The organism is Dysgonomonas sp. Marseille-P4361 (assembly GCF_900343125.1).
Lineage (GTDB): Bacteria > Bacteroidota > Bacteroidia > Bacteroidales > Dysgonomonadaceae > Dysgonomonas.
Genome location: NZ_OPYL01000002.1, coordinates 464616 through 484561 on the forward strand (window position 1 = coordinate 464616; position 19946 = coordinate 484561).

At 36.9% G+C, this 19946-nt stretch carries 26 protein-coding genes; 10 read left to right on the top strand and 16 right to left on the bottom strand.

Annotated features, from left to right (window positions below):
* Positions 1-34: 34 nt before the first annotated feature.
* The 4 genes from DHU68_RS05750 to DHU68_RS05765 all read left to right on the top strand — a co-directional run bounded on the left by DHU68_RS05750 (position 35) and on the right by DHU68_RS05765 (position 4732).
* Positions 35-2635 (top strand): DUF935 family protein, encoded by a 2601-nt coding sequence (locus tag DHU68_RS05750; RefSeq protein ID WP_108822015.1) that lies wholly within the window; start codon positions 35-37, stop codon positions 2633-2635.
* A 123-nt stretch (positions 2636-2758) separates the two neighbouring features.
* Positions 2759-3256 carry a phage virion morphogenesis protein gene (locus DHU68_RS05755; RefSeq protein ID WP_108822016.1) on the top strand — a complete coding sequence of 166 codons (498 nt, stop codon included), beginning with the start codon at positions 2759-2761 and terminating at the stop codon, positions 3254-3256.
* Complete coding sequence (locus DHU68_RS05760) at positions 3253-3711, top strand: hypothetical protein (protein WP_108822017.1); 459 nt, start codon at positions 3253-3255, stop codon at positions 3709-3711. Before DHU68_RS05755 ends, DHU68_RS05760 begins: the two co-directional genes overlap by 4 nt.
* A 184-nt stretch (positions 3712-3895) precedes the next feature.
* A complete protein-coding gene (locus DHU68_RS05765) occupies positions 3896-4732 on the top strand; it encodes a DNA adenine methylase (protein ID WP_108822018.1) in 837 nt (278 codons plus the stop codon).
* 37 nt (positions 4733-4769) lie between these two features.
* Here the strand turns inward: DHU68_RS05765 and DHU68_RS05770 are convergent, their stop codons facing one another.
* The 16 genes from DHU68_RS05770 to DHU68_RS05840 form a co-directional block, all read right to left on the bottom strand.
* Positions 4770-5054 carry a hypothetical protein gene (locus DHU68_RS05770; RefSeq protein ID WP_108822019.1) on the bottom strand — a complete coding sequence of 95 codons (285 nt, stop codon included), beginning with the start codon at positions 5052-5054 and terminating at the stop codon, positions 4770-4772.
* Between the two features lie 73 nt (positions 5055-5127).
* Entirely contained in the window at positions 5128-5409 is a 282-nt protein-coding gene (locus tag DHU68_RS05775; RefSeq protein WP_108822020.1) for a hypothetical protein, read from the bottom strand.
* An 11-nt stretch (positions 5410-5420) separates the two neighbouring features.
* Entirely contained in the window at positions 5421-5606 is a 186-nt protein-coding gene (locus tag DHU68_RS05780) for a hypothetical protein (protein ID WP_108822021.1), read from the bottom strand.
* Entirely contained in the window at positions 5590-6186 is a 597-nt protein-coding gene (locus DHU68_RS05785) for a hypothetical protein (RefSeq protein WP_185117491.1), read from the bottom strand. The genes DHU68_RS05780 and DHU68_RS05785 overlap by 17 nt, the downstream gene beginning before the upstream one ends.
* Positions 6187-6189: 3 nt before the next feature.
* Positions 6190-6657 carry a helix-turn-helix domain-containing protein gene (locus tag DHU68_RS05790; protein ID WP_108822022.1) on the bottom strand — a complete coding sequence of 156 codons (468 nt, stop codon included), beginning with the start codon at positions 6655-6657 and terminating at the stop codon, positions 6190-6192.
* Positions 6654-6881, bottom strand: coding sequence for a hypothetical protein (locus tag DHU68_RS05795; protein WP_108822023.1), 228 nt, complete (start codon positions 6879-6881; stop codon positions 6654-6656). The genes DHU68_RS05790 and DHU68_RS05795 overlap by 4 nt, the downstream gene beginning before the upstream one ends.
* A 142-nt stretch (positions 6882-7023) precedes the next feature.
* Positions 7024-7545, bottom strand: coding sequence for a host-nuclease inhibitor Gam family protein (locus tag DHU68_RS05800; protein WP_108822024.1), 522 nt, complete (start codon positions 7543-7545; stop codon positions 7024-7026).
* Between the two features lie 8 nt (positions 7546-7553).
* Positions 7554-7748: a hypothetical protein gene (locus DHU68_RS05805; RefSeq protein WP_108822025.1), complete on the bottom strand. Its 195-nt coding sequence runs from the start codon at positions 7746-7748 to the stop codon at positions 7554-7556.
* Positions 7745-8194 (bottom strand): hypothetical protein, encoded by a 450-nt coding sequence (locus tag DHU68_RS05810; protein WP_108822026.1) that lies wholly within the window; start codon positions 8192-8194, stop codon positions 7745-7747. The genes DHU68_RS05805 and DHU68_RS05810 overlap by 4 nt, the downstream gene beginning before the upstream one ends.
* A complete protein-coding gene (locus tag DHU68_RS05815; protein ID WP_108822027.1) occupies positions 8175-8363 on the bottom strand; it encodes a hypothetical protein in 189 nt (62 codons plus the stop codon). The genes DHU68_RS05810 and DHU68_RS05815 overlap by 20 nt, the downstream gene beginning before the upstream one ends.
* 13 nt (positions 8364-8376) lie before the next feature.
* Positions 8377-9021: an ATP-dependent serine protease gene (locus DHU68_RS05820; RefSeq protein ID WP_108822028.1), complete on the bottom strand. Its 645-nt coding sequence runs from the start codon at positions 9019-9021 to the stop codon at positions 8377-8379.
* Positions 9022-9050: 29 nt separating this feature from the next.
* Positions 9051-9974: an AAA family ATPase gene (locus DHU68_RS05825; RefSeq protein WP_108822029.1), complete on the bottom strand. Its 924-nt coding sequence runs from the start codon at positions 9972-9974 to the stop codon at positions 9051-9053.
* 11 nt (positions 9975-9985) lie between these two features.
* Positions 9986-12121 (bottom strand): DDE-type integrase/transposase/recombinase, encoded by a 2136-nt coding sequence (locus DHU68_RS05830; RefSeq protein WP_108822030.1) that lies wholly within the window; start codon positions 12119-12121, stop codon positions 9986-9988.
* 103 nt (positions 12122-12224) lie between these two features.
* Entirely contained in the window at positions 12225-12374 is a 150-nt protein-coding gene (locus tag DHU68_RS14160; protein WP_160111082.1) for a hypothetical protein, read from the bottom strand.
* Positions 12371-12559 carry a hypothetical protein gene (locus tag DHU68_RS05835; protein WP_108822031.1) on the bottom strand — a complete coding sequence of 63 codons (189 nt, stop codon included), beginning with the start codon at positions 12557-12559 and terminating at the stop codon, positions 12371-12373. Before DHU68_RS05835 ends, DHU68_RS14160 begins: the two co-directional genes overlap by 4 nt.
* Positions 12556-12753: a hypothetical protein gene (locus tag DHU68_RS05840; RefSeq protein ID WP_108822032.1), complete on the bottom strand. Its 198-nt coding sequence runs from the start codon at positions 12751-12753 to the stop codon at positions 12556-12558. The genes DHU68_RS05835 and DHU68_RS05840 overlap by 4 nt, the downstream gene beginning before the upstream one ends.
* A 98-nt stretch (positions 12754-12851) precedes the next feature.
* Between DHU68_RS05840 and DHU68_RS05845 the strand changes: the two genes are divergently transcribed.
* The 6 genes from DHU68_RS05845 (at position 12852) to DHU68_RS05870 (ending at position 19829) form a co-directional block, all read left to right on the top strand.
* Positions 12852-13673, top strand: a complete 822-nt coding sequence (locus DHU68_RS05845) for a S24 family peptidase (RefSeq protein ID WP_108822033.1) — start codon at positions 12852-12854, stop codon at positions 13671-13673.
* Between the two features lie 692 nt (positions 13674-14365).
* Complete coding sequence (locus DHU68_RS05850; RefSeq protein WP_160111083.1) at positions 14366-15106, top strand: hypothetical protein; 741 nt, start codon at positions 14366-14368, stop codon at positions 15104-15106.
* Positions 15107-15150: 44 nt separating this feature from the next.
* A complete protein-coding gene (locus DHU68_RS05855) occupies positions 15151-17313 on the top strand; it encodes a DEAD/DEAH box helicase (protein ID WP_108822035.1) in 2163 nt (720 codons plus the stop codon).
* Positions 17314-17578: 265 nt separating this feature from the next.
* The gene (locus DHU68_RS05860) at positions 17579-18205 is read left to right on the top strand and encodes a helix-turn-helix domain-containing protein (RefSeq protein ID WP_108822036.1); all 627 of its coding nucleotides are present in this window, start codon (positions 17579-17581) and stop codon (positions 18203-18205) included.
* Positions 18206-18397: 192 nt separating this feature from the next.
* Entirely contained in the window at positions 18398-18667 is a 270-nt protein-coding gene (locus DHU68_RS05865; RefSeq protein WP_108822037.1) for a hypothetical protein, read from the top strand.
* Between the two features lie 130 nt (positions 18668-18797).
* Entirely contained in the window at positions 18798-19829 is a 1032-nt protein-coding gene (locus DHU68_RS05870; RefSeq protein WP_108822038.1) for a DUF3871 family protein, read from the top strand.
* Positions 19830-19946: the final 117 nt, after the last annotated feature.

Sequence of the window (19946 nt, forward strand, 5' to 3'; positions counted from 1 at the left end):
CTCTTTTATTTAAACTTAATTCAACGCTATCAAGATGGCAAATAAGACACTCATAAAAAAGAATCAGCAACAACTGCCGCTAGTTATCAGCCAGTTGGTTATACGTCAGCCTAACCGCTCGACCTCGGACGTCGGCTCATGGCGTAATGCGTTGCGGTCTGCCGATGCTGGGCGCGTAAAAGCTCTGTTCGACTTATACGACGACTTGCTGATAGATACCACGCTGGGGCGTTCCTGGGAAAAACGGGTAGAAGCTGTAACTAACTCAGAACTGACATTTCAGTATGACGATGGAGAGACCAGCGACGAAATTAACGAGCTGATGCAAAGCTTGTCATGGGAAACTTTATTGACGGGTATAATCAGTACGAAGTCTTACGGGCGTAGCGCTGTCGAGTTCGATTTTTCTAACGGCTTTCATGTTGATATACTGCCGTTCAAGCATATCAATTTAGATAATCAAACGATATTGATAAACGACTCGGACGAGCGGGGTATTGACTACCTGGCAGACCCACATTTACTTGTTTTAGGAGCTAAGCGAGACTTTGGTATTTTCTTAAAGACTGCCCCGTATGCCATTTGGAAACGCGGGGGCTTTGGCGATTATGCGCAATGGCTCGAAATATTCGGCATGCCGCAGCGAATCGGTAAATACTCAAGCTACGACCCGCAAAGCCGTATATTATTAGAGCAGGCTTTACAGAATGCGGGGTCTGCGCCCTGGTGTGTGATACCCAAAGAAACCGACGTAGAGACTGTAAACAACACGGGTAACGGTTCGTCAGGTGTTTCGTTTAATGACTTTAGGCAGGCATGTAACGAAGAAATGTTAATTGCCGTACTGGGGCAAACATTAACGACCATTGCAGGAACTAAGGGGGCGCGCTCCCTGGGCGATGTTCATAAAGAAGTTGAAGAGGGCATCAATAAGTCAGACTTAAGATATACCGAACGGGTACTAAACAGCTACGTTAAGCCGCTTTTGGAGCAAAGAGGCTTTAACGTCAAGGGGGGTAAGTTTATCTTTCCGAGTGCTGCCGAAGCCATAACAGTAGACGAGCTTATCAGCCTTACCAAAATAATACGCATACCCGCAAGCTTTGTACATGACAAATATAGTATACCCGCCGCCCAGGATGGCGAAGAGCTGGCAGGCGAAAGGCAGCAAGCCGAAGAGCCTCAAGAAGAAAAAAAAGAAGAACCGACCAGCAAAGATAAAAAGCCAGCTTCTAAAGATAAGCCCGAAACAAACGAGGCGAAGACCAAAGAAGAGGAAAGCGAAGAGCTGAGCGATCGTAACTTCTTACTTCAACTATGGGACAAAACGTTAGGCGCTTTTTTCGCGGACGCCCCGACGAAGTGGAGCGGGGCATATCACAACTTCAAAAGGACATGGACGAGGCGCTTAACGGGAAACGTTAGCCTGGGCGATGGTTATAGTATCAATATTGACAAGTTGATAAATGAAGCTTTGCAAGAGGTGTACGGCAGCAAAGGCGAAGAGCTGGTAAATAAGAAACTCTTTGACATCACAAACGATGCCCTGCAACATGCCGTTGATACTTCTTTGACGCGTAACGACGTAGACGAGGGCTTCATCAATGAGTTTAAAGAAAATACCGCCGTATTTGCTGCTTTCAAAAACCATCAGCAAACGAAAGAAATAGCGGCTTTGCTCTATGACGAAGAGGGTAATCTTGTTCCGTTTTATAAGTTCAAAAAGCGGGCTTTGCAAATTTCTGAGAAATATAATGTTCAGTGGTTACAAACAGAGTATAACACGGCAGTAAGAGCGGCGCGCACGGCTGCGAACCTCAAGAAATACGAGAAGACTGCCCACTTATACCCGAACCTTGAGTATATGCCGACCAGGGCAGCCAACCCGCGACATGTTCATCTTGAGTATGTAGGCGTCATTTTACCCATTAACCACCCAGCCTGGGCGTGGCTTTTGCCGCCCTCGGACTGGAATTGCGATTGTTGGGTAAGACCAACGGATAAAGAGGCGACAGAAGCGCCGATAATGCCCTCAAGTATCAATCCTATATTTATCAACAACCCTGCTTTAACTGCTCAGTTCCTAAATACAAAAGAAACGCCGTACTACAAACATACGGACGTCAATTTGCGCGACCAGGTAGCCGAAGAGGGCAAACGATTGAATAAGGAAAGCGAAGCGCTTAAGGATGTTTATATAGGCAAAGAGGGCGGCATTCTTGAGATAGTAAAGCAGCAAGGAAACGAGCGGGCTAAGAACTTGACAACGTATAGCATCATGGCTGATAATGGCGGCAAATATAAACTGCTCAGACCAGGAACAGCAACGGGTGTAAAGAACCCCGACGCTATTAACCTGGCGACTGGCTTATTCTCTGACGCCAAACATCCAGTAACCGAAAACGGTAAAAATGCGATACAGAGGTCGATACGCGACGCCAACAAGCAGGGCGTAGGCGAGGTAATTATAAGACTTGAAAAAGAGTACCCGTCAAAAGAGTTATATAGTGGCTTTAGGGCTGCATTACAAGAGGGCAGAGCTAAAAATATTAATACAATCGTATTGATAAGGAACGGGCGCAAGCCTCTGTATTTTGAAGTGGCGAAGCTGATAGAACGTTTTGCCAGAAAATAAACAAAGGAAAACGCGTTAGCACTCTCCTTTGTTGGGGTCGCGAGCCGCGAACAGCGTCGCAGTCTCTCAACAACACAAATATAGTATTTAATTGTCAAACAATCAATAGTTAAAGGCTTATTTATGAATATACAAGAATTTGCCCGCCTTTTCCCTCAAAAGATGAAAGAATTGAAAGACTTTGTAGAGGGCGACGACATTAAAGACATTTTGGGAGTTGAAGCTACGAACCACTATAAAGAGTCTTTCGACAATGAGGGCTTTACCGACGAGCAGCTTGTAAAATGGGACGACGTAGAGCGCCGCGACGAGCAAAGCGCATGGTACGGACATTCGGGGCAAACGGGCAAGTTCTCGCAAGCCCGAACGACTGCTAAAATATTATCGGGCGAGACGGGCGAGCTGGCGAACAGTTTGTCATATAAGCATACAGACAGAGGGGTACGCGTAACCAGCCCGACAGCATACGGACACGTCCATCAGTTCGGCAAGCTGGCGAAGATATACGGTAAAAAGTCTTTTCAAATGCCTGCCCGTCCTTTTATGGGCAAGTCTGTATTACTCAAGACGAATATTGAAAGTAAGATTAAACGCGAAATCATTAAAATAATGACAAAATGAAGACAATATTTGAAGACTTATTAATACCAGCAAAAGAGTTGATAGATAACGATGTTATACGCTGGTTCGACTGGGATAAAGGGCAACTTAAGAAAAAAGGCGAGAATGATCGTTACCCCGTTACTTATCCTTGTATGCTGGTTCGCATTGGTATAACATCTACAACCGACGTAACCGATACGACACAAGACTGTAAAGCAAATATAACGATAACGCTGGCTTTCGACCCTCTGAGTATGGGGCGAACAGCAGCCAACGCCCCCGAAGAGGTACGCGCCCAGGGCTTAGAGCCTTACGACGTGATAGCAAAAGTACAACAGAAATTGCAGGGCTTTACGGATGGGCATTTTAACCCCTTGAGCAGAAAGACGGCAAGCGAACTTACACACCCCGACCTTTTTGTATATCAGATAGTTTACGGGACAGAATTTGAGGACAGCACGGCAGACAAATAAACCCCTGCCTTATTAGTGGAGCTCTCACCCTACCACTAAATTAAAAGTGCGTACACACTACGACAGAGGCTATTTATATATCCTTTGCTCAGAACGTGTACGCGCTCTTTTTTTATGATTGTGAGAGACTACAAAAGTAATAATTAATCAACATTTAACTAACATTTAAAAGGTATTTAAAAACATGAGCAGAATCTACAAAGCCGCCCCGCTACCATTTCAGGGGCAAAAACGTTTCTTTGTTGAGTCTTACAAAAAGGCTTTAATAGAAATGAATCAGACAAAAGAGATAAAAATAATTGTAGACCTCTTCGGGGGTAGCGGTTTATTATCTCACACGGCAAAGCAAGTATTACCCGAATGCCAGGTTATATACAACGACTTTGACAACTACCATCAGAGAATAAAGAATATACCAAAGACCAACTTATTACTTGAGGACTTGCGCGAGCTGGCAAAAGATGAACCTCAAGACAAACGAATAAGCGACGCCGTAAAGGCTCGGCTTGAGGACAGAATAAGAGCTGAAGAGCAGAAAGTCGGCTATATTGATTATATAACTATTTCGGGTTCGCTGCTATTTTCGGGCAACTATGCCAACAGCTTCGAGGAACTGGCAAAGCAACGCTTTTATAATACGGTACGAAAAAGCAACTACGAGCCAGCCGACGGGTATCTTGAGGGCTTAGATATATTGCGGCAAGATTATCGGGTATTATATGAGCGATACAAAAATATTGAGGGCGTTGTCTTCATCATAGACCCGCCGTATCTTTCAACTGACGTCTCAACTTATAGTAATTATTGGAAACTTGCCGACTATTTAGATGTTTTAGGAACGCTAAAAGGCTCAAGCTTCGTTTATTTCACTTCAAATAAGAGTCAGATCGTCGAACTATTGGATTGGTTTAATATCAATTATAACATGGATAGCCCATTTACTGGGGCTAAGAGAGTGGAGCGTAGAAATGTAGTAAATAATCAAGGCGGCTATACTGATATAATGATGTATAAGCGATAAAACAAAATAGCCCTGGCATTATACCAGGGCTACTAACCTAAATAAACTCAATTGATAGTTGAACGCCCATCAGGGCTTTTCTTCTTTCCTCTTCTTTTCGTTTAGCTTCCTTTTTTTCAGCTATCCTTTTTTCTGTTTTATCTTGCTCAAGCTTGACATTAACACTCAGATAATTATTAAATGTGGAATATGACATCGGATGGATATGTTTAACCTCATTTTCATAAACCCACTTTTGAGTAGCACCTCGTTTTTGTCCTGCCAAAACAAGCTCTTGTACTGCTTTTATGATGAGTAATTTATTTCTGTTGTTATATGCCATATATCCAAGATTTTGCCTATATTTGCTGTTGGGTGCAGCCTTTTACAAAATCTTCGGACGAGTGAGAGGCTTTTTACTTTTCTGGCGCTTCTATTTTATCCAGGTCAATAAAAGAGGACGTGCCAGCTCCAATAATCACAAACAACAAATACATTTCGTCGCCCTCTTTGGGCTTAAGGCTTAAAGAGTCTGACTCTCCATGAATACAAATACCTTTCTCGGCATCCATATAGAAGAAACCAGCGCTAATAGGCTTCGCTCTCTCTAACTTAATCTGCGAATGCGTTGTATGCTCTCCAAATATAACGGGTTGAATCAAACCGCTTTTTTCATCTTTAAATATTATATATTTCATCGTTTTTACTTTTAAATTTCTGCCTGGCGGGCAAAACCAAATTCTTTACATAACCTTACTATCTGCTTGTTTTGCATCTTGTCTTCATCTTGCTGATACTTATAAATAATATTTCTATTTCTTGTATCAATTTTTACCCCCCCCGATTTTCGTAGTCGGTAAATAATACAGTGCATCTTGTTACGTTTTGCTTTCATATTCTATTATTTTTTGATTTTGTTGAGGCGTCCAAGTGTCCTCTTTCCCGTCTTTATGTTCAGCGACCCAACGCCGCATATAAGAAGTCATAGAATTAAACCAGCCTCTTTGTGTGCCAGTATCAAGGTTCATAAATTCATCTCTGTTTAAAGTTTCGCCCTTATACTTGTCCTTGCCAGCAAGTCGCATATATTCTTTAATTTCGCCGCTTAGATTAACTCGTAATAGATAGAACCAGGCGGGTTCTAAGCATATCGCAAACTTATCAGCAATACAAAGTTTTGAGGGCTTAACTCCATCTTTTTTCGCGTAGAATCTTGAATGATAGCGCGAAAAATCAGCCCACGTTTTACCAAACAAAAAGCCCATTATCTTAGCTCCTAACTCTACATGAGTTTCGCCCTCTTCGCCATCCATGTTTGGTTTACCTATATAGCCCAAATCATGAACAAAAAACGCAACCCACAAACGAGGGTCAAACGGGAACCCGTATAATTTACACCAAGCTATAAATAAAAAGATAGGGTGTATAAAAAAACAATGTGCGCCAAACAATACGCTTTTAGTTCCTACTTTCATATATCATTCTGTTATTATTATCGTATTACCTCTATATCTCGTAACCTTTCGGGCTTTAATCTTGCCCGTTCCATTGCATACTTCGCATTCGTCCATTTCGGGCGGCTCTAAGCCTAGAAAGTCCTCAAATACCACAACCTTACATCGCCCGTTACAGTTAGGACAAACAAAGAAACGAGACGATGATAATTCGGTTGCTTCTGTTTTACTGGCTCTCAAATGCTTTACTTTGTCCCATACATCCAATACCTGGCGGTCTTTTACTTCAATAGCGTTATTTACAACCTTTACCGAGTTCATTATAGTTGCATGATTACGACCGTTCAAGCGTCCTATCTTTGAATAAGAGTACCCGCTTTGATACATCAGCCAAAAATAGACGTGGCGGGCGATATCTATGCCAGCTTGTCGGCTGCGACCTAAAACGTCAGCCTCTTTAATACCTAATATTTTACAAAATTCGGTTATCATTCTTTTTTAGATTGGTTATCGTCTTCAATAATTGCCGTAAATGCCATTATTATAGGCAAAGCTTCATCGCCCAACGTTTCAACATCAAAAAGAAGAGGCTCACGTTCAAAGAATCTCTTATTTAGTTCATCTTGAGATAAAACATCTTGCCCCAAAAGCACAAACATTTTATTTACCTCTTTTTCTTCAACTAATAGCCTTATTGCTAATTCTTTCTTTGCCATAATTATACACCGTTTAAAAAGTTATTAATCACATTTAGAAGCCGAAGAACAAACCACACCATCAAGACCCAAAACGCCGCACTTCCAACCAGGATAGCCAGCCAGGTAAATACTACGGTTTTGTTTATCTTCGCTTTCATGGCTATCCCTCGTTGTCTTCTTTTTTTAGCTCTATATAAAAGGTCTCGTCTTGTACCACTTCAACACCTACCTTTTCAAGTAGAGGAGCGACAGCTTCTTCGTTACGATCTGCCAGTAGCTTGTCTTTTGCTGGTTCATCTACTGAGCGAACATAAGCGGGTAGAAACTCTTTTAATAAGTTGGTAACTGCCGCCCAGGTAAAGCCCTTTTTATTCTTAAGCTTCGGCGTACCCGTGCGAAAACCAATAACGCCGTGCGAAAGCTCCATACTCTTTTTCTTCAAAAATGAAGTGTCTTTATTTTCCAGGGCATAAGCTTGTACCAGGTCGTAAGCTTCGCTCATTTCAGTTTCTAATTTTATCAGCTCGTCAGCTTTTTCGTCGCGTAACTTTGTGAATTTTACATCTAAGTCAGCGTTTATTTTCGCTATCTGAGCGTGAGACTTCGCGTATATCGCAAGCGCTTCGTTCATTTTCTCGTCTGAGATGTTTGTTAAAATTGTTTTCTTTACTCTTTTTGCCATAACTAAAATTATTTATTGATTATATGTTCGGGGTTGTAATGTATTACTTGAGGTTGCTCGCCTTTCATTTGGCTAAGCTTGATTTTTGCGGCGTTGTATTTACTAACTGTATCGTTCCATGTATATTTATCCACGTTTCGGCACGATAGAACGAGTTCGTAAAATGCTATTTCTTGCTCTATTTCTTGTATTGTCTTTCTCATGCTGATATACTTTTAAGTATTTGGTCTGCCCAGTTGTTGTGCATTGCCGCATTTTTTTCGCCGAATCTGCGATAAAGAGCCTTGAGCGTTTCGAGCGGTATCTTATTAAAGTGGCTGACGTTTGCCGCTTTGCAGGCTACCCGTTTTACATACTCAATATCTCGTTTATAGCCTCGGCGTTCCAGGTTCTTAAATATCGCCGCCATCAGTCGTTTACGAGCTTTGTCGAGGGTTGCGCTGTCAGTATTTTTCTTTTGGCTGAAATCGCGGCGCATCTGCTGATAAGCTCGCGGGTACTTTGTATAGAGTTCGACCAGGCTGTCAGTTTTACCGTCTGAGTAGTCGAAGACTATCGCCTTGCGTACCTCGTCTCTTTCTTCATTGCCTTGTATATTTTGCATAGAAGCAAAAAACCAAGCATGAGGGTTATTGGTCGTTGTTTTCATTTTCTATATATTTTTCTAATTCATCTATGACTTGAGCGCGAGTAAGCATATTTTGAAAAGCATATTTTTCAACTGCTTTATAAGCTAAGCCCTCAATCATTCGTTGCTCTAATAGGGGTATGTTTTTAATTCTTCTAAGCTCTTTAACTAAGTCCTCAAAGTCTTTCATATTTTCACTTTTTTTATTCCACTACCGCCCAAAACTCGTCGGCTTTTTCTTTCCAAATATTGAAGTAACCACGCTCGCCGAAGTAGCGACCTTGAGAGATAGCCCGAAAGCGGTCGCAAAATATCTTAAGTGATGCCTCTCTGTAAGCTTGGTTTGCGGGTTGTTTGTCGGGTAATCCGTTTGGCTGAACATGACAAACGAATATGATTAGTTTGCTGGGAAATAGCTCGCGCAGCTCTTCGACTTGCTTAGCAGTAATACCACTTTTTTGTATAGTATCTATCACGATCACGTCGTTGCGGGTACTGGCTATTTCTGCTTTTAGCTCTTTATAATCAATCAAAGAGTTAATCATTACGATATTTCTCGCCACTTCGGCAAGCCCTACCATGCGTATTGTGTTTTGCATGGTTATGCTTTCCTGCTCTTCAAAATTGTAAAACCGTACTCTTAAGCCTAATAGGGCAAGCGCTTTGATTAGTTGCACGACAAAGCTTGTCTTTCCGTTTGTCGGACGACCGCCAACGTACCATATACCGCCTTTCTCTGGGCGACCGAAAGCAAGCAACCACTCGCCAGTAAATTCGATTACCTCAAAAGTCATATTTAGAAAGTTGGTTATAGACGTAGCTCTTTGCCTTGTTGCCTTTTTAGCCATAGTTTAAATGCTCTTTAAATGGGGTTTAATTATAAATCAAATAAGTTTCTGAATAATTCCTCGGTCAATGGTTCGCCCATTCTGTCGGCTTCTTGCAAAGCGTATTCTAAGTAGTCGTTAAGCTCGCCGTAGTTGTCAGCCAAAGAGATTAATAGAGTTGCTAAGTTTTCATCTTGCAACCCAGCCAGGAACGGGCTAAATCTTGTTTTCTTTTCGCCCGATTTTATATGACGTATGCCCGCTTTGATACGGCGAATAAATTGCGGTATGCCCTCTATATCTTTTTCGTTGAGTACATCTAGTTTTTTCTCAAGCTGTGGCGTACCGATTAAGACTATCGGACAAATACCTTTCAAAGCATCGTATAAGGCTTTCATCATCTTAAGAGCAGGTATTGTCAAGTTCTCAGCCTCGTCAATCATAATAACGGGCTTTGCCCCGTTCATTTTGAGGACATTTAAGCGGTTTGCTATTCGCTTCAATCGACTCACATAGCTGCCCGTCGTATCTACGCCCAAAAGGTCGCAAAGCTCGTTGATTATATCTTTTAGTTTATGCAAGCTGCTTACAGTTATACCGTAGCTGTGCGTCGGGTAATTCATCATAAAATCACTATAAGAGTATGTTTTACCACAACCCGTGTCGCCTATCAGCGTTTTACCCCTGCCACTTACTTTAGCGTCCAGCATTTCGGTCGTAAGTTGTGTATATTCGGGGGTCTCTTTAAGCTCCCAATACACACGCTTAAAAGTGTAACCGATAGCTTTAGCCGCTTTCTCGAAATAACTGTCTTTAATTGCTGTTTTTCCTATTGTAAACTCGCCCTTAAGCATGGCATTTACATAGCTTACGTTCATATTAAGCACTTGCGCCAGTTGCTCCTGGCTTAGTCCTTTGTCTTCGGCATAGGCTTTCAAAGCCTGCATAATTGCTTTTTGAGTTTCTTTGTTCATATCTTAAATTTTTAGTTCATTGACGCTTGTAATAATGCTTTTCTTGACTTGTAGAAGTCTTCTTGCTCGGATAGTTTTTCTTTGGCTCGTTGTTTTTCGGCTTTCTTTATAGCTCGTTTCTCAGCTTTTTTCTGCTCTTCTAAAACAGTCATGTTGCTAACCTCTTTTTGTAGCTCGCCTATATCTATCTTGCCCTTTTTAGCCTTGCTTGTGTTTACACCCTTGAGAGGGGCAACTTTAAGCCCGTATTGGTTCGGGTGCATATTATGAGTAGCAAGCAGCTCGTTACGTTCGCGCTCACTGTCTATGCGCATTCTTTTATTTGCGTTTTCAATCTGACGAATGAAGCTAAGGTCTTCGCTTGTTTGGTTCTGCATAGCCCCCTCAATTTCAATAAATGTTTGAGCCATCGTAACAAAGCGCATAGCGCCCGTAGCATCTTTTTCGTATAGCGATATAATGCTCATATCGTCGGGGCAGTATCTTGTATAAAGTTTGCGTCCTATATTTTTACGGTAGAAGTCCATATCGGGCATGCCCTCAGCATTTAGCACCTCAAATGCGAATTTTTGACTTTTACCATTTATTTTTACTTGAATTTCAATACCACTAGCTCGGTATGTTGCAGGATTTTTCGTGGTAATTCCGAAAATAGAAATTATATCCAGCCAGTCGATAGCTTGAGTTTCTTCGTTCGCGCTGGTGCGATACATTTCGCAACGGGCTATCTTCGTTTTTGGGTGTGGTGCATTATTCCACTCTTCGCGACGTTTTGCGTAAACTGCTTTTATTTCGTCAAGCGTTGGCAAATTCTTTTGATTAGCTAGTATAAACTCTTCATTACCTCGGCTTTCTTTCTTTTTGGCTGTAATATTTTGCCCCGTAAAGAACCAGTCTTTATGCAAGAACTGAGCTTGAAAGCGGTAGAATGCCGACTCTATGGTCTTAGATTTTCCGTTATACGGCGCTGTCGTAATGGCATGACGGGCAAGATTTTTAAGCAAATCAGAGCTTTCGAGTTTCTTATGTCCGCCTTGATTGTCATATTTCAGCTCGTAAGGTTTGTAGCCCGATGTTTGTAAAGCCATTTTAAAGGCGAAATATTGAGCCTCATAGTCTTCTGAGTCGCTGATATGATAACCAAGAAAACACTCGCTGTAAGCGTCGATAACTTCGTAAACGTTGCAAGTTCTAGTCTTGCCGTTCTCATCCTGGTAGTAATAGTTTAATTTCGTACCGTCAGAGTACCAAATAGTATCGCGACAAGTCAGTTGTTTACGTCTGTGCTGGCGTCCGTATTTCTCTTTATATTCCAGTTCGCCGTATCTTGCGGCGTACCATCTTTCCTCTACTTCGGGTCTATATAAAAAGTCACGTATAGCTTTAGAGCTTTTTACCTTTTTCCATCCTTTTGAATCAGCTTTAAGGTTATATTCAGCATGTAGCTGCTCAAGGGTAACTATTTCGGGTACTCGCGCCGAGAAACGCGCTACAAGCCAGTCGCCCGCCGTTTCTGTTATTTTCAAAGAATAAGTATTCGCCCATCTCTTACTGATTAAGCATTCGTAACCCTCTTTTATATAGTCTTGTAGCTTAGTTTGCAGACGACGCGGGTTTTTGGGTAGATCGTGAATTACTTTCTTTTCAGCAAGCAATCGTTGTGTTGCGTCAGCCGCATTTTTCCAAAATTCGCCCGTTAGCGGTCTTTTGCTTTTGCTGCGGCTGGCAATAACATGTTTGTCCCATGCCAGTTTTAGCGCATCCAGTACCGCCGCATTATTAACGTATAACTCTTGCACCTCGTCGGGCAATCGTTCCTCTCTACCGTCTTCATATTCGATAATATGAGTTTTGAAATAATTGACAGCTTCGGACTTAATCTCTATATTTTTGAGCAAGCCCGCTTTTTCAGCCTCTACTTTAGGGTCTCCAAAACGTTCTTTTGCCATCTTTTTATATTTAGGCGGTAAACTATCAAAAGCAATAAGAGAGTGGTTGCCCTCACCGCCCCCAGGGCGAACAGTTCGTAGCTTATCTCGTCTTATGTAGTAATCATAATTATTTCTTGACATCAGTCCGTTTGGGTTGTCTTCCGAGCGGATTAACAAGAATGTACTTATGCAAATTGTATTGTTATATGTTTCCATACTTCAAATTTTTACTTTTGTGAGTGTGAGCGGACTCGAACCGCCTCTTTAGTGTTACTATGTGCGCCAATACACCACACACCCGCCGCCCATATCGGGCTGATTAATTACTTTCTGTATCTTGTACTCTACAATCTATTTGAGCTTGCTTGTCTTCTGCTATATTTCTGTTTTCCATCGTTGAAGCAAAAGCATATAGCAGTATGATTATAAGCAGAGCCACAAAGGGGTTTAAGTGCTTTTCTTTTTTCATGCTTGTACATATTTCAATACTTCATATTCTGTTAATCCATTAGCTACGCCGAACTGCTCGCCGTTTGACCTAGCAGGTGTAAACTTGTATTTGTCCTCGTCCATACCTAAAAACTTAATCGTTTGTCTACTACCATCTTTCACGAACTTGTAAAGAGTATCTATTTTTAATTTCTTTGTTCTCATAGTGTTATCTGTTTCTTGTTATTTTCGACTACAACTATTTCTACGCCCCCGTTTTCTAAAGCCCCCTTTCGGATGCGTAAGCTTAAGAGGCTTTTACTATCGCCCCTCAAAGCAGCCCTTACTGTTGGATAGCTTGTTTTAAAGAGCTTGACAAGCTTATCTCTTGTTCCATGTGGTACGATTATTTCATTCATATCTTAAAAATTAAAATTTTCATTACCTTTATAGCGTTTTCAAATTGAAGCACATTGCAAATATACGCGATGAATTTCGCAATTAAAAATATTTTACGATGAATTTCGCAACAACAAAGGAGAGAATCTTGCAATATATTAATACAAAAGGTATTAGTGTTGCGATGTTTTTGAAAGAAACGGGTATAAAAAGAGGTTTTTTAGATGGGGATAAGCTAAAAGGTGCAGTATCGGATGTGTTTTTAGCGAAGATTGTCGCGTCTTATCCTGAGCTTAATATAAATTGGCTTATAACTGGTGAGGGAGATATGCTAAAATATGAAATAGTAAAAGAACCAACGCAGGCAAAAAAAATAAGCCTATTACAAGAATCTATAAACTCATACATATCAGACGATATAATCTCTATACCGATAGTTGATGTATCTGCGGCAGCGGGGCATGGCTTTTTTAATCACGACCATCCCGAAAAATTGGGAGAGCTAAAATTTCCTATCTATATGCTCAAAAAGCGAACAGGCAATTATTACTGTGGTAGGGTAAACGGCGAATCTATGTCTCCTACCTTGCTGAATCAAGACTTTATGATAATGCGTCTTTTGTCTTTTGATGAATGGGTAGACCTGAAAGACGGTGAAGTTTATTTTATTGTAGATCGTTCGGGTACTTCTTATGTCAAAAGAGTAAAGAACAATTTACACAATAACGGTACGATAGTCTGCATGTCAGACAATACAGATAAAGCGAATTTTAGGGACTTTGAAGTACCAGGCGAAGACTTTGCAAATATCTATCATGTAGAGTGGCGTTTTTCTAAGGATATGACAAATATTAATAAAACTTACTCTAACCGCTTAGAGGCATTAGAAAGCGATATGGAAAGTATCAAGCAAATACTCAAAAACACGGGAAAGATATAAACTTCAATACTAAAAGCGAGAATATTCACATATACAACTAGCATTCAATTATTTATATAACTTTTTGATGTTATATTTTAATGTTCTTAGGGGGTATAAAAGCCATACTATAAGCCAAAAACATTTAGTTTTATATATCTTAGCATAGTTATAAAATTCAAAAACTACGTAGAAAACTACGCACAAGACTACGTACTTAATGTATTTTTAGAGTTTCATACATTCAAAACAAACCAGCAAATAAACATCATTTAAAAGGTATTTAAACCGCATTTAAACTATATCTATGAGCGCTCAGATTAAGCCTATTTTAGCCGTTTTACAGTATCATAAGCCCATTTTGCACCCTATTCCATACCCAAATAAAAAAAGAGGCTATAAAAGCCCCTCTATTCATTCAATTATTACGCGCGAATTACGCGATATTGCGCATTTAGTTTTTTCGCGCGCGTTATCTCTAAAGTATATAACTATTTGTTTATCTGATTGTTTTGCATATTTAAAACGTTTCGCCGTTTGTACTTTATGTTCTTACCCCCTTAAAAGAAAAAGCTAAAGAGGAACATCGAGAGGAAAATATTCAAATTATAGAATCATCAAATTTAGTTCTTAAAGAAGCAAACTCAGAAGAGGAAGTATTAAAAAAATATCTTGTAGAAAATTCTATAGATGTGTACTTTAAAGATATAGATTTGGCAATTAAAATTATACTTAAAAACAAAGCCTACTGTAAATTTAATAAAGAAGATAAAGTCTTAGATATAATTTATAAAATACTCATAAAAGAAAATGAAAGTAATATCAGGGATTATGAACTTGAGAGGTTAAAACATAAGAAAGCTCGAAACTATTATAACAATTATCTATTAGTTGTTCAGAAGCAAAGTTTAAAAGAACGAATTAAATCTACACTTGAATTTTTCAAAGAAAAAGCTAAATATCCAGAAAAAGACGATAGACTATTATATATAGGTTATTCCTATGGAGAAACAATTAGAAATACAGAAAGATACATTAATGATAAGGATGAAAAAACAAAACTTCCTAAAAATGTATATATTGATCTAGGTAAGTATATAAATAACACAAAATATTTAGTGAATCTAGCTATTGTTAAATTAAAAATGGAAGAAGACTTTGTCAGTTATAAACTAACTCAATTAATAGTATTTCTATACGACTTTAAAATTATCGACACAAAATATTACAATCAATATATTTATGGAACAACTGATTCAAGAACTATAGAATTAGTTAGATTCGGGTTAAATATAAGTGTAATATCAAAGCTTATACAAGATGATCAAATTAGTAATCTAACTTTAGACAAGAATGGAAATCTCCATATTTTACCTCAATCCAAAAAGACATTTGAAAAATATTTAAATTCACAGCCCCAATTATTCCAATTTGAGATAAGAAAATATATTTAATCTCACTTACATCTATAATAAACAATAAATCTATTTGATACATTATGTCTTCAGAAAACAATATTTTCAGTAATTTAAATACATATTCTACTACAAATAATGAAGATATATCATCTTCAGAAGAAGGGCTTAATATTGTTCAGAATCAGTTAAAAGACATATTGGATGAAAATAGAATTGAGACTTTAAATGGAGTTAATCCTGATGCTTATATAACCTCTATACATGAAAGCTTATTTAGAACACATAATACTATTTTTAATGATGAGTCTCCAAGACATTACTTATCTCAATTTATAGATAGAATGCCTCATGGCATTGTAGACAAAAGAATAACTGGAATTGGGGCTACAACACTTGAAATAAAAGCTGAAAGATCTTCAATTATAGTAGTTCCAACTAGACAACTAGCTAAAAACAAGGTTCTGAATAATGACAATTGTTTATATGTAGGTAGCAACTGTGATAACAGGGGTAACTCTACTTCTCCACAAAGCATAAAAAGACATCTTCAGAATAATAGATTTCATTATAAAAAATTTATAGTAGTAGCTGACAGCCTTGGAAAGCTCATAAAATGTCTTCAAGATGAAAGTCTTGATGTTTATAACAACTTTTTTCTAATGGTTGATGAAATTGACATACTGCAAACAGACAGTAATTACAGACCAAAGTTAGAAGATGTTATAGACTATTATTTCAATTTTAATATCAAGAAAAGATGTCTTGTATCTGCAACTATTAGTAATTTTTCAAATCCATTATTTGAAAAAGAATGTAGATTTAGCATAAATGATTTAAATAGTAAGCAAAGAAATATACTTTTACTACACTCCTCAAATGTAAATTTGAGTGTAAAAAATGAGATTTTAAAATATTCTACTGATAAAATATTAATTGCTTATAATTCAATATTACAGATCAAAAATATCATTTCCCTATTAAATTTAACTAATGAAAATTGTGCAGTTCTATGTAGTGAAACAAGTAAGAATGATATAGGCGAAGAATTTTACTCAGAATTGAATGTAGACAATACTTTACCTAGAAGAGTTAATTTTATAACCTGTACTTATTTCTCTGGAATAGATATCCAAGATAGTTACCATTTAATAACTGTATCTAACATTATTAAGTGTTATCAAGCTCTTAGTATCAATAAAATCATTCAAATATATGGAAGATGTAGAATTCCAAATGGAATTTTGAGTGATACTATTATTTTTAATACAACTTCAACCAATTTTACTTATGGAGCATACTATTTAGATAGCTATAGGTATAAGTTATTAAAAAAAGCATCCAAAGTGGTTGAATTTCATAATTCAGCAACTTATTTTTCTGAAGGAGATAATGACTTGGAGGATTTATTTTCTGTTCTGAAAATGGCAATAAAAGAAAAATCTATAGAAAAACCATTTAAAGATTATTCTGTAGAATTAACAAGATATGATATAGAAAAAAAGCTTGTACCTGCTTATTTAAATATAGATTATCTTGTAGAAAGAAAAGAAGTGGAATTTATTTTTCAATCACACCCTACAGTTCTAAAAGATAGGCTTATTGCAGAAGGACACAATGTAAACTTAGAAGAACAAAACCTTCTGGATGAATTTCAGTTGGAAATTGAAAGCAGCAATCTAGAGGGCTTCAGAAATAGTTATGATAGAGAGCTAGAAGAAACTATTGAAGAATTAAGGGGAATCCCTTTAGAAGTGCTAGAAAACCCAAGATTTGATAATATATTGAATATAGAAATAAGAAATAGCAAGAGGAATAAAAAGAAGGTATTAGAATGGTATCAAGGACTTTACAGATATATAGAACATAATAAACTTTTAGACCTGCTAGATGTAATTAAATCTGAAAATGCCAAAGCATATAAGAATCTTAAAAATGGCACTATGTTTTGGTGTTTAGCTGAAAACCATCCCTTGCGAATAGATATCAGAAAAGAATTTGTACTTGGGGAAATATTTAGTTCTGAAGATATATATAATAAATTAGCACCGATAATTAAATATCATTTTCATAAATCTATTACTCCAAGGAAAGCTGTAGCTCTATTTAATCTTTATTTTAAGACAAGAAGAACTACAGGTAATGGCTACCTTATAGAAGGAGAAAACCCTCTTAATTTTGACTCAAAAATTACTATAATAAGCAAAGAAGACAATAATCTATCAAGGCACTTTTGCTTATATTAAATACTGATATACAGGCAATTAAGCGGCTAAATATTTGCAAAGTTCAGATATTTTACTTATCTTTGTATCATATTTCAACAAAATAGACTTTTCAAAAGAAATGCCTTCTTAATCTAGAAGGATAGATTCAAAGATTTCATTTAACAAAGGGTATCCCAATTGTATGTCATACTATATTACCTACTATTTAATTATAGTATTATATATAAGTAAGTAGGTAATATAGTATAGCATATGTTTTACACACCCTGTAAAACTAAATGAGATGAAGTCTTATACTATTATCCCAAATGAAGCAGGAGGAATATTCACCCCTAGAGATTTATACACTCTTACTTGTCTATATTTAACAGCTAAGGATGATTATACAACTAATTCTACAAGAGAACAATTAGCTAAAATTACAGGACTTTCCTTTGCTTATATAAAAGATAAGTTTCTCACAAGATTAAGAAAATCAAATTTCTGTGAGATAGAGGAATATATAGAATTCTCAAATAGTCTGATAAGAAAAAGGAATAAATATATATTATCTAAACCTATAACCAATTTTAAAATAATAAGTAAAGAAATATTGGAAGATACAAATCTTACTCCTTCTGAAAAGGGTATAATGATTGGACTATACTCTTTGACTGTAAATAACTCTTTTAATATTGGATTTTCTAAAAGTGAGATAGCCAAAAGATTAAAATTAAGCAGTAAAACATACTTGAAATATGAAAAGGCTTTGATTGAGAAAGGCTATATAAAACTTCTTTCAGAAGATATTACAAATGATAGGCATGAAGATTTTGATGGAGGTATAGTTTTAAATTGCAGTTGGTTAGGAACTAAAGAGCTAAATACAAAGGTGTATGAGTCAACACATAATAACATAAATAGACAATAATTGAAAGTAATACAATCTTTGATTATATTAGTATAACATAACTATTTCTACTCTTTAGAAAATTGAAAGAAAAAATATTATTTTTTCAAAAAGTTCTATATATCCACAAGCTCTATATAAACAAACTATACCCCCTCCATACTTTGCAGAGTTGGGATAGTCCCCCTGTACAACAATAATATTATTAGATTTATGGATGGATTAAAATTTTTAGATACTTGGAGCATAAGTCAATTTAAGCAGAACCACCAAGTAAATAAGATTGAAATTAAAAAGAATGAAGAGACAGGTAAATGTTTTTTTACTTTTGGAATTGAAACAGGTGCAGTTTCTAAGAAATTAGATACTAGAGAATTGACTAACCCTGTTATTTCTCAAGTATGTCTACCTACTACAGGAGAAATGTTTTATCTTTTACATCAAAAAGGAGAAAACAGAGCTATGACTATAGCTACATTATAAAATGAAGTAATAAATATTTCAGAATGCAGAGAGAATTAAAGTCTTTCTGCATTTTATTTTATATCTCACTTAGATTTCTATTTATGGACAAGATGTAAGTGAGTGAATTAATAACTAAATAAATTTTACGATGGAAACAATACAACTTTTGCCACTTCAGAACAATAATATACACTCTATATTCCCTATACAGTATACAGAACCTATAATTATTGATATTACAGAAGCTAAAGAGGTAAAATATGTTAAGAATTTTATTGAAGCAAATACTCAAGAAATAGATCTATTCAGCTTAAAAAATGATTGCATAATTCCTGTTTTTTCAAAAGACAATGAACTTACTATTAGTCATTATAATTTCATTGAAACTATGTGGAATGCAGTTAATATCTTTTTCCCTTCAGAACCAATATCTAAGCCAGAAATAAGAGTTTCTCATGTCATTAAAGGAAGGATTCCAGAAGCTATCCATAAACCAATAAATGAGCTATTAGAAACAGATAAAACCATTTATTATGAAAGAATGGCATTTTGTATAGAAGTACCATCAATCTATCAAATAATAGATGGTAATAGGCTTAATTTAACAGTTGGAGGAGTTAGAGCTTATAATCACGAGAATTTATATAGCAAGAAGACTTATGAAAAGTTCAAGATTTTTATAGGATTTAGAAATCTTGTTTGTTGCAATCTATGTATATCTACAGATGGTTATCAATCAGAATTAAGAGTTATGAGTGAATTGGAATTAGAAAAGGCTATACTAGCTCTATTCAAACAATACAATGTAAGAGAACATTTAGAAAAGATGAGTAATCTTCAAAATGTATATCTTTCAGAACATCAGTTTGCCCAATTAATAGGAAAATCAAAACTTTACCATTGTTTACCAAATAGAGATAAAAAATTACTACCTATTATGGAATTTGGAGACACTCATATAAATACTGTAGCCAAAGCATACTATAATGATGAAAACTTTAGGATAGATGAAGGATCAAATGCTATTAGCCTATGGAAAGTTTATAATCTATTCACTACAGCTAATAAAAGTAGTTATATAGATAATCTATTGGATAGATCTTTAAATGCTACAGACTTAGCAATGGGAATAAATAAGGCATTGAATGGAGATAGTGAATATAGATGGTTTATAGAGTAATATCACTTATCTTATATCTAAGATTAGTAAAGGTAAGTGAGTGTTAAAAAAGAAAAGGATGTAATTACTTCCTATTTAAGGATTTTAAATCAGCCTTTTTCTTTTATTATTGTTGTA

What these genes read in the sequence shown, in the direction of transcription:
- DHU68_RS05750 (WP_108822015.1), top strand. Translation starts at nt 35, where the DNA reads ATGGCAAATAAGACACTCATAAAAAAGAATCAGCAACAACTGCCGCTA.
- DHU68_RS05755 (WP_108822016.1), top strand. Translation starts at nt 2,759, where the DNA reads ATGAATATACAAGAATTTGCCCGCCTTTTCCCTCAAAAGATGAAAGAA.
- DHU68_RS05760 (WP_108822017.1), top strand. Translation starts at nt 3,253, where the DNA reads ATGAAGACAATATTTGAAGACTTATTAATACCAGCAAAAGAGTTGATA.
- DHU68_RS05765 (WP_108822018.1), top strand. Translation starts at nt 3,896, where the DNA reads ATGAGCAGAATCTACAAAGCCGCCCCGCTACCATTTCAGGGGCAAAAA.
- DHU68_RS05770 (WP_108822019.1), bottom strand. Translation starts at nt 5,054, where the DNA reads ATGGCATATAACAACAGAAATAAATTACTCATCATAAAAGCAGTACAA.
- DHU68_RS05775 (WP_108822020.1), bottom strand. Translation starts at nt 5,409, where the DNA reads ATGAAATATATAATATTTAAAGATGAAAAAAGCGGTTTGATTCAACCC.
- DHU68_RS05780 (WP_108822021.1), bottom strand. Translation starts at nt 5,606, where the DNA reads ATGAAAGCAAAACGTAACAAGATGCACTGTATTATTTACCGACTACGA.
- DHU68_RS05785 (WP_185117491.1), bottom strand. Translation starts at nt 6,186, where the DNA reads ATGAAAGTAGGAACTAAAAGCGTATTGTTTGGCGCACATTGTTTTTTT.
- DHU68_RS05790 (WP_108822022.1), bottom strand. Translation starts at nt 6,657, where the DNA reads ATGATAACCGAATTTTGTAAAATATTAGGTATTAAAGAGGCTGACGTT.
- DHU68_RS05795 (WP_108822023.1), bottom strand. Translation starts at nt 6,881, where the DNA reads ATGGCAAAGAAAGAATTAGCAATAAGGCTATTAGTTGAAGAAAAAGAG.
- DHU68_RS05800 (WP_108822024.1), bottom strand. Translation starts at nt 7,545, where the DNA reads ATGGCAAAAAGAGTAAAGAAAACAATTTTAACAAACATCTCAGACGAG.
- DHU68_RS05805 (WP_108822025.1), bottom strand. Translation starts at nt 7,748, where the DNA reads ATGAGAAAGACAATACAAGAAATAGAGCAAGAAATAGCATTTTACGAA.
- DHU68_RS05810 (WP_108822026.1), bottom strand. Translation starts at nt 8,194, where the DNA reads ATGAAAACAACGACCAATAACCCTCATGCTTGGTTTTTTGCTTCTATG.
- DHU68_RS05815 (WP_108822027.1), bottom strand. Translation starts at nt 8,363, where the DNA reads ATGAAAGACTTTGAGGACTTAGTTAAAGAGCTTAGAAGAATTAAAAAC.
- DHU68_RS05820 (WP_108822028.1), bottom strand. Translation starts at nt 9,021, where the DNA reads ATGGCTAAAAAGGCAACAAGGCAAAGAGCTACGTCTATAACCAACTTT.
- DHU68_RS05825 (WP_108822029.1), bottom strand. Translation starts at nt 9,974, where the DNA reads ATGAACAAAGAAACTCAAAAAGCAATTATGCAGGCTTTGAAAGCCTAT.
- DHU68_RS05830 (WP_108822030.1), bottom strand. Translation starts at nt 12,121, where the DNA reads ATGGAAACATATAACAATACAATTTGCATAAGTACATTCTTGTTAATC.
- DHU68_RS14160 (WP_160111082.1), bottom strand. Translation starts at nt 12,374, where the DNA reads ATGAAAAAAGAAAAGCACTTAAACCCCTTTGTGGCTCTGCTTATAATC.
- DHU68_RS05835 (WP_108822031.1), bottom strand. Translation starts at nt 12,559, where the DNA reads ATGAGAACAAAGAAATTAAAAATAGATACTCTTTACAAGTTCGTGAAA.
- DHU68_RS05840 (WP_108822032.1), bottom strand. Translation starts at nt 12,753, where the DNA reads ATGAATGAAATAATCGTACCACATGGAACAAGAGATAAGCTTGTCAAG.
- DHU68_RS05845 (WP_108822033.1), top strand. Translation starts at nt 12,852, where the DNA reads ATGAATTTCGCAACAACAAAGGAGAGAATCTTGCAATATATTAATACA.
- DHU68_RS05855 (WP_108822035.1), top strand. Translation starts at nt 15,151, where the DNA reads ATGTCTTCAGAAAACAATATTTTCAGTAATTTAAATACATATTCTACT.
- DHU68_RS05860 (WP_108822036.1), top strand. Translation starts at nt 17,579, where the DNA reads ATGAAGTCTTATACTATTATCCCAAATGAAGCAGGAGGAATATTCACC.
- DHU68_RS05865 (WP_108822037.1), top strand. Translation starts at nt 18,398, where the DNA reads ATGGATGGATTAAAATTTTTAGATACTTGGAGCATAAGTCAATTTAAG.
- DHU68_RS05870 (WP_108822038.1), top strand. Translation starts at nt 18,798, where the DNA reads ATGGAAACAATACAACTTTTGCCACTTCAGAACAATAATATACACTCT.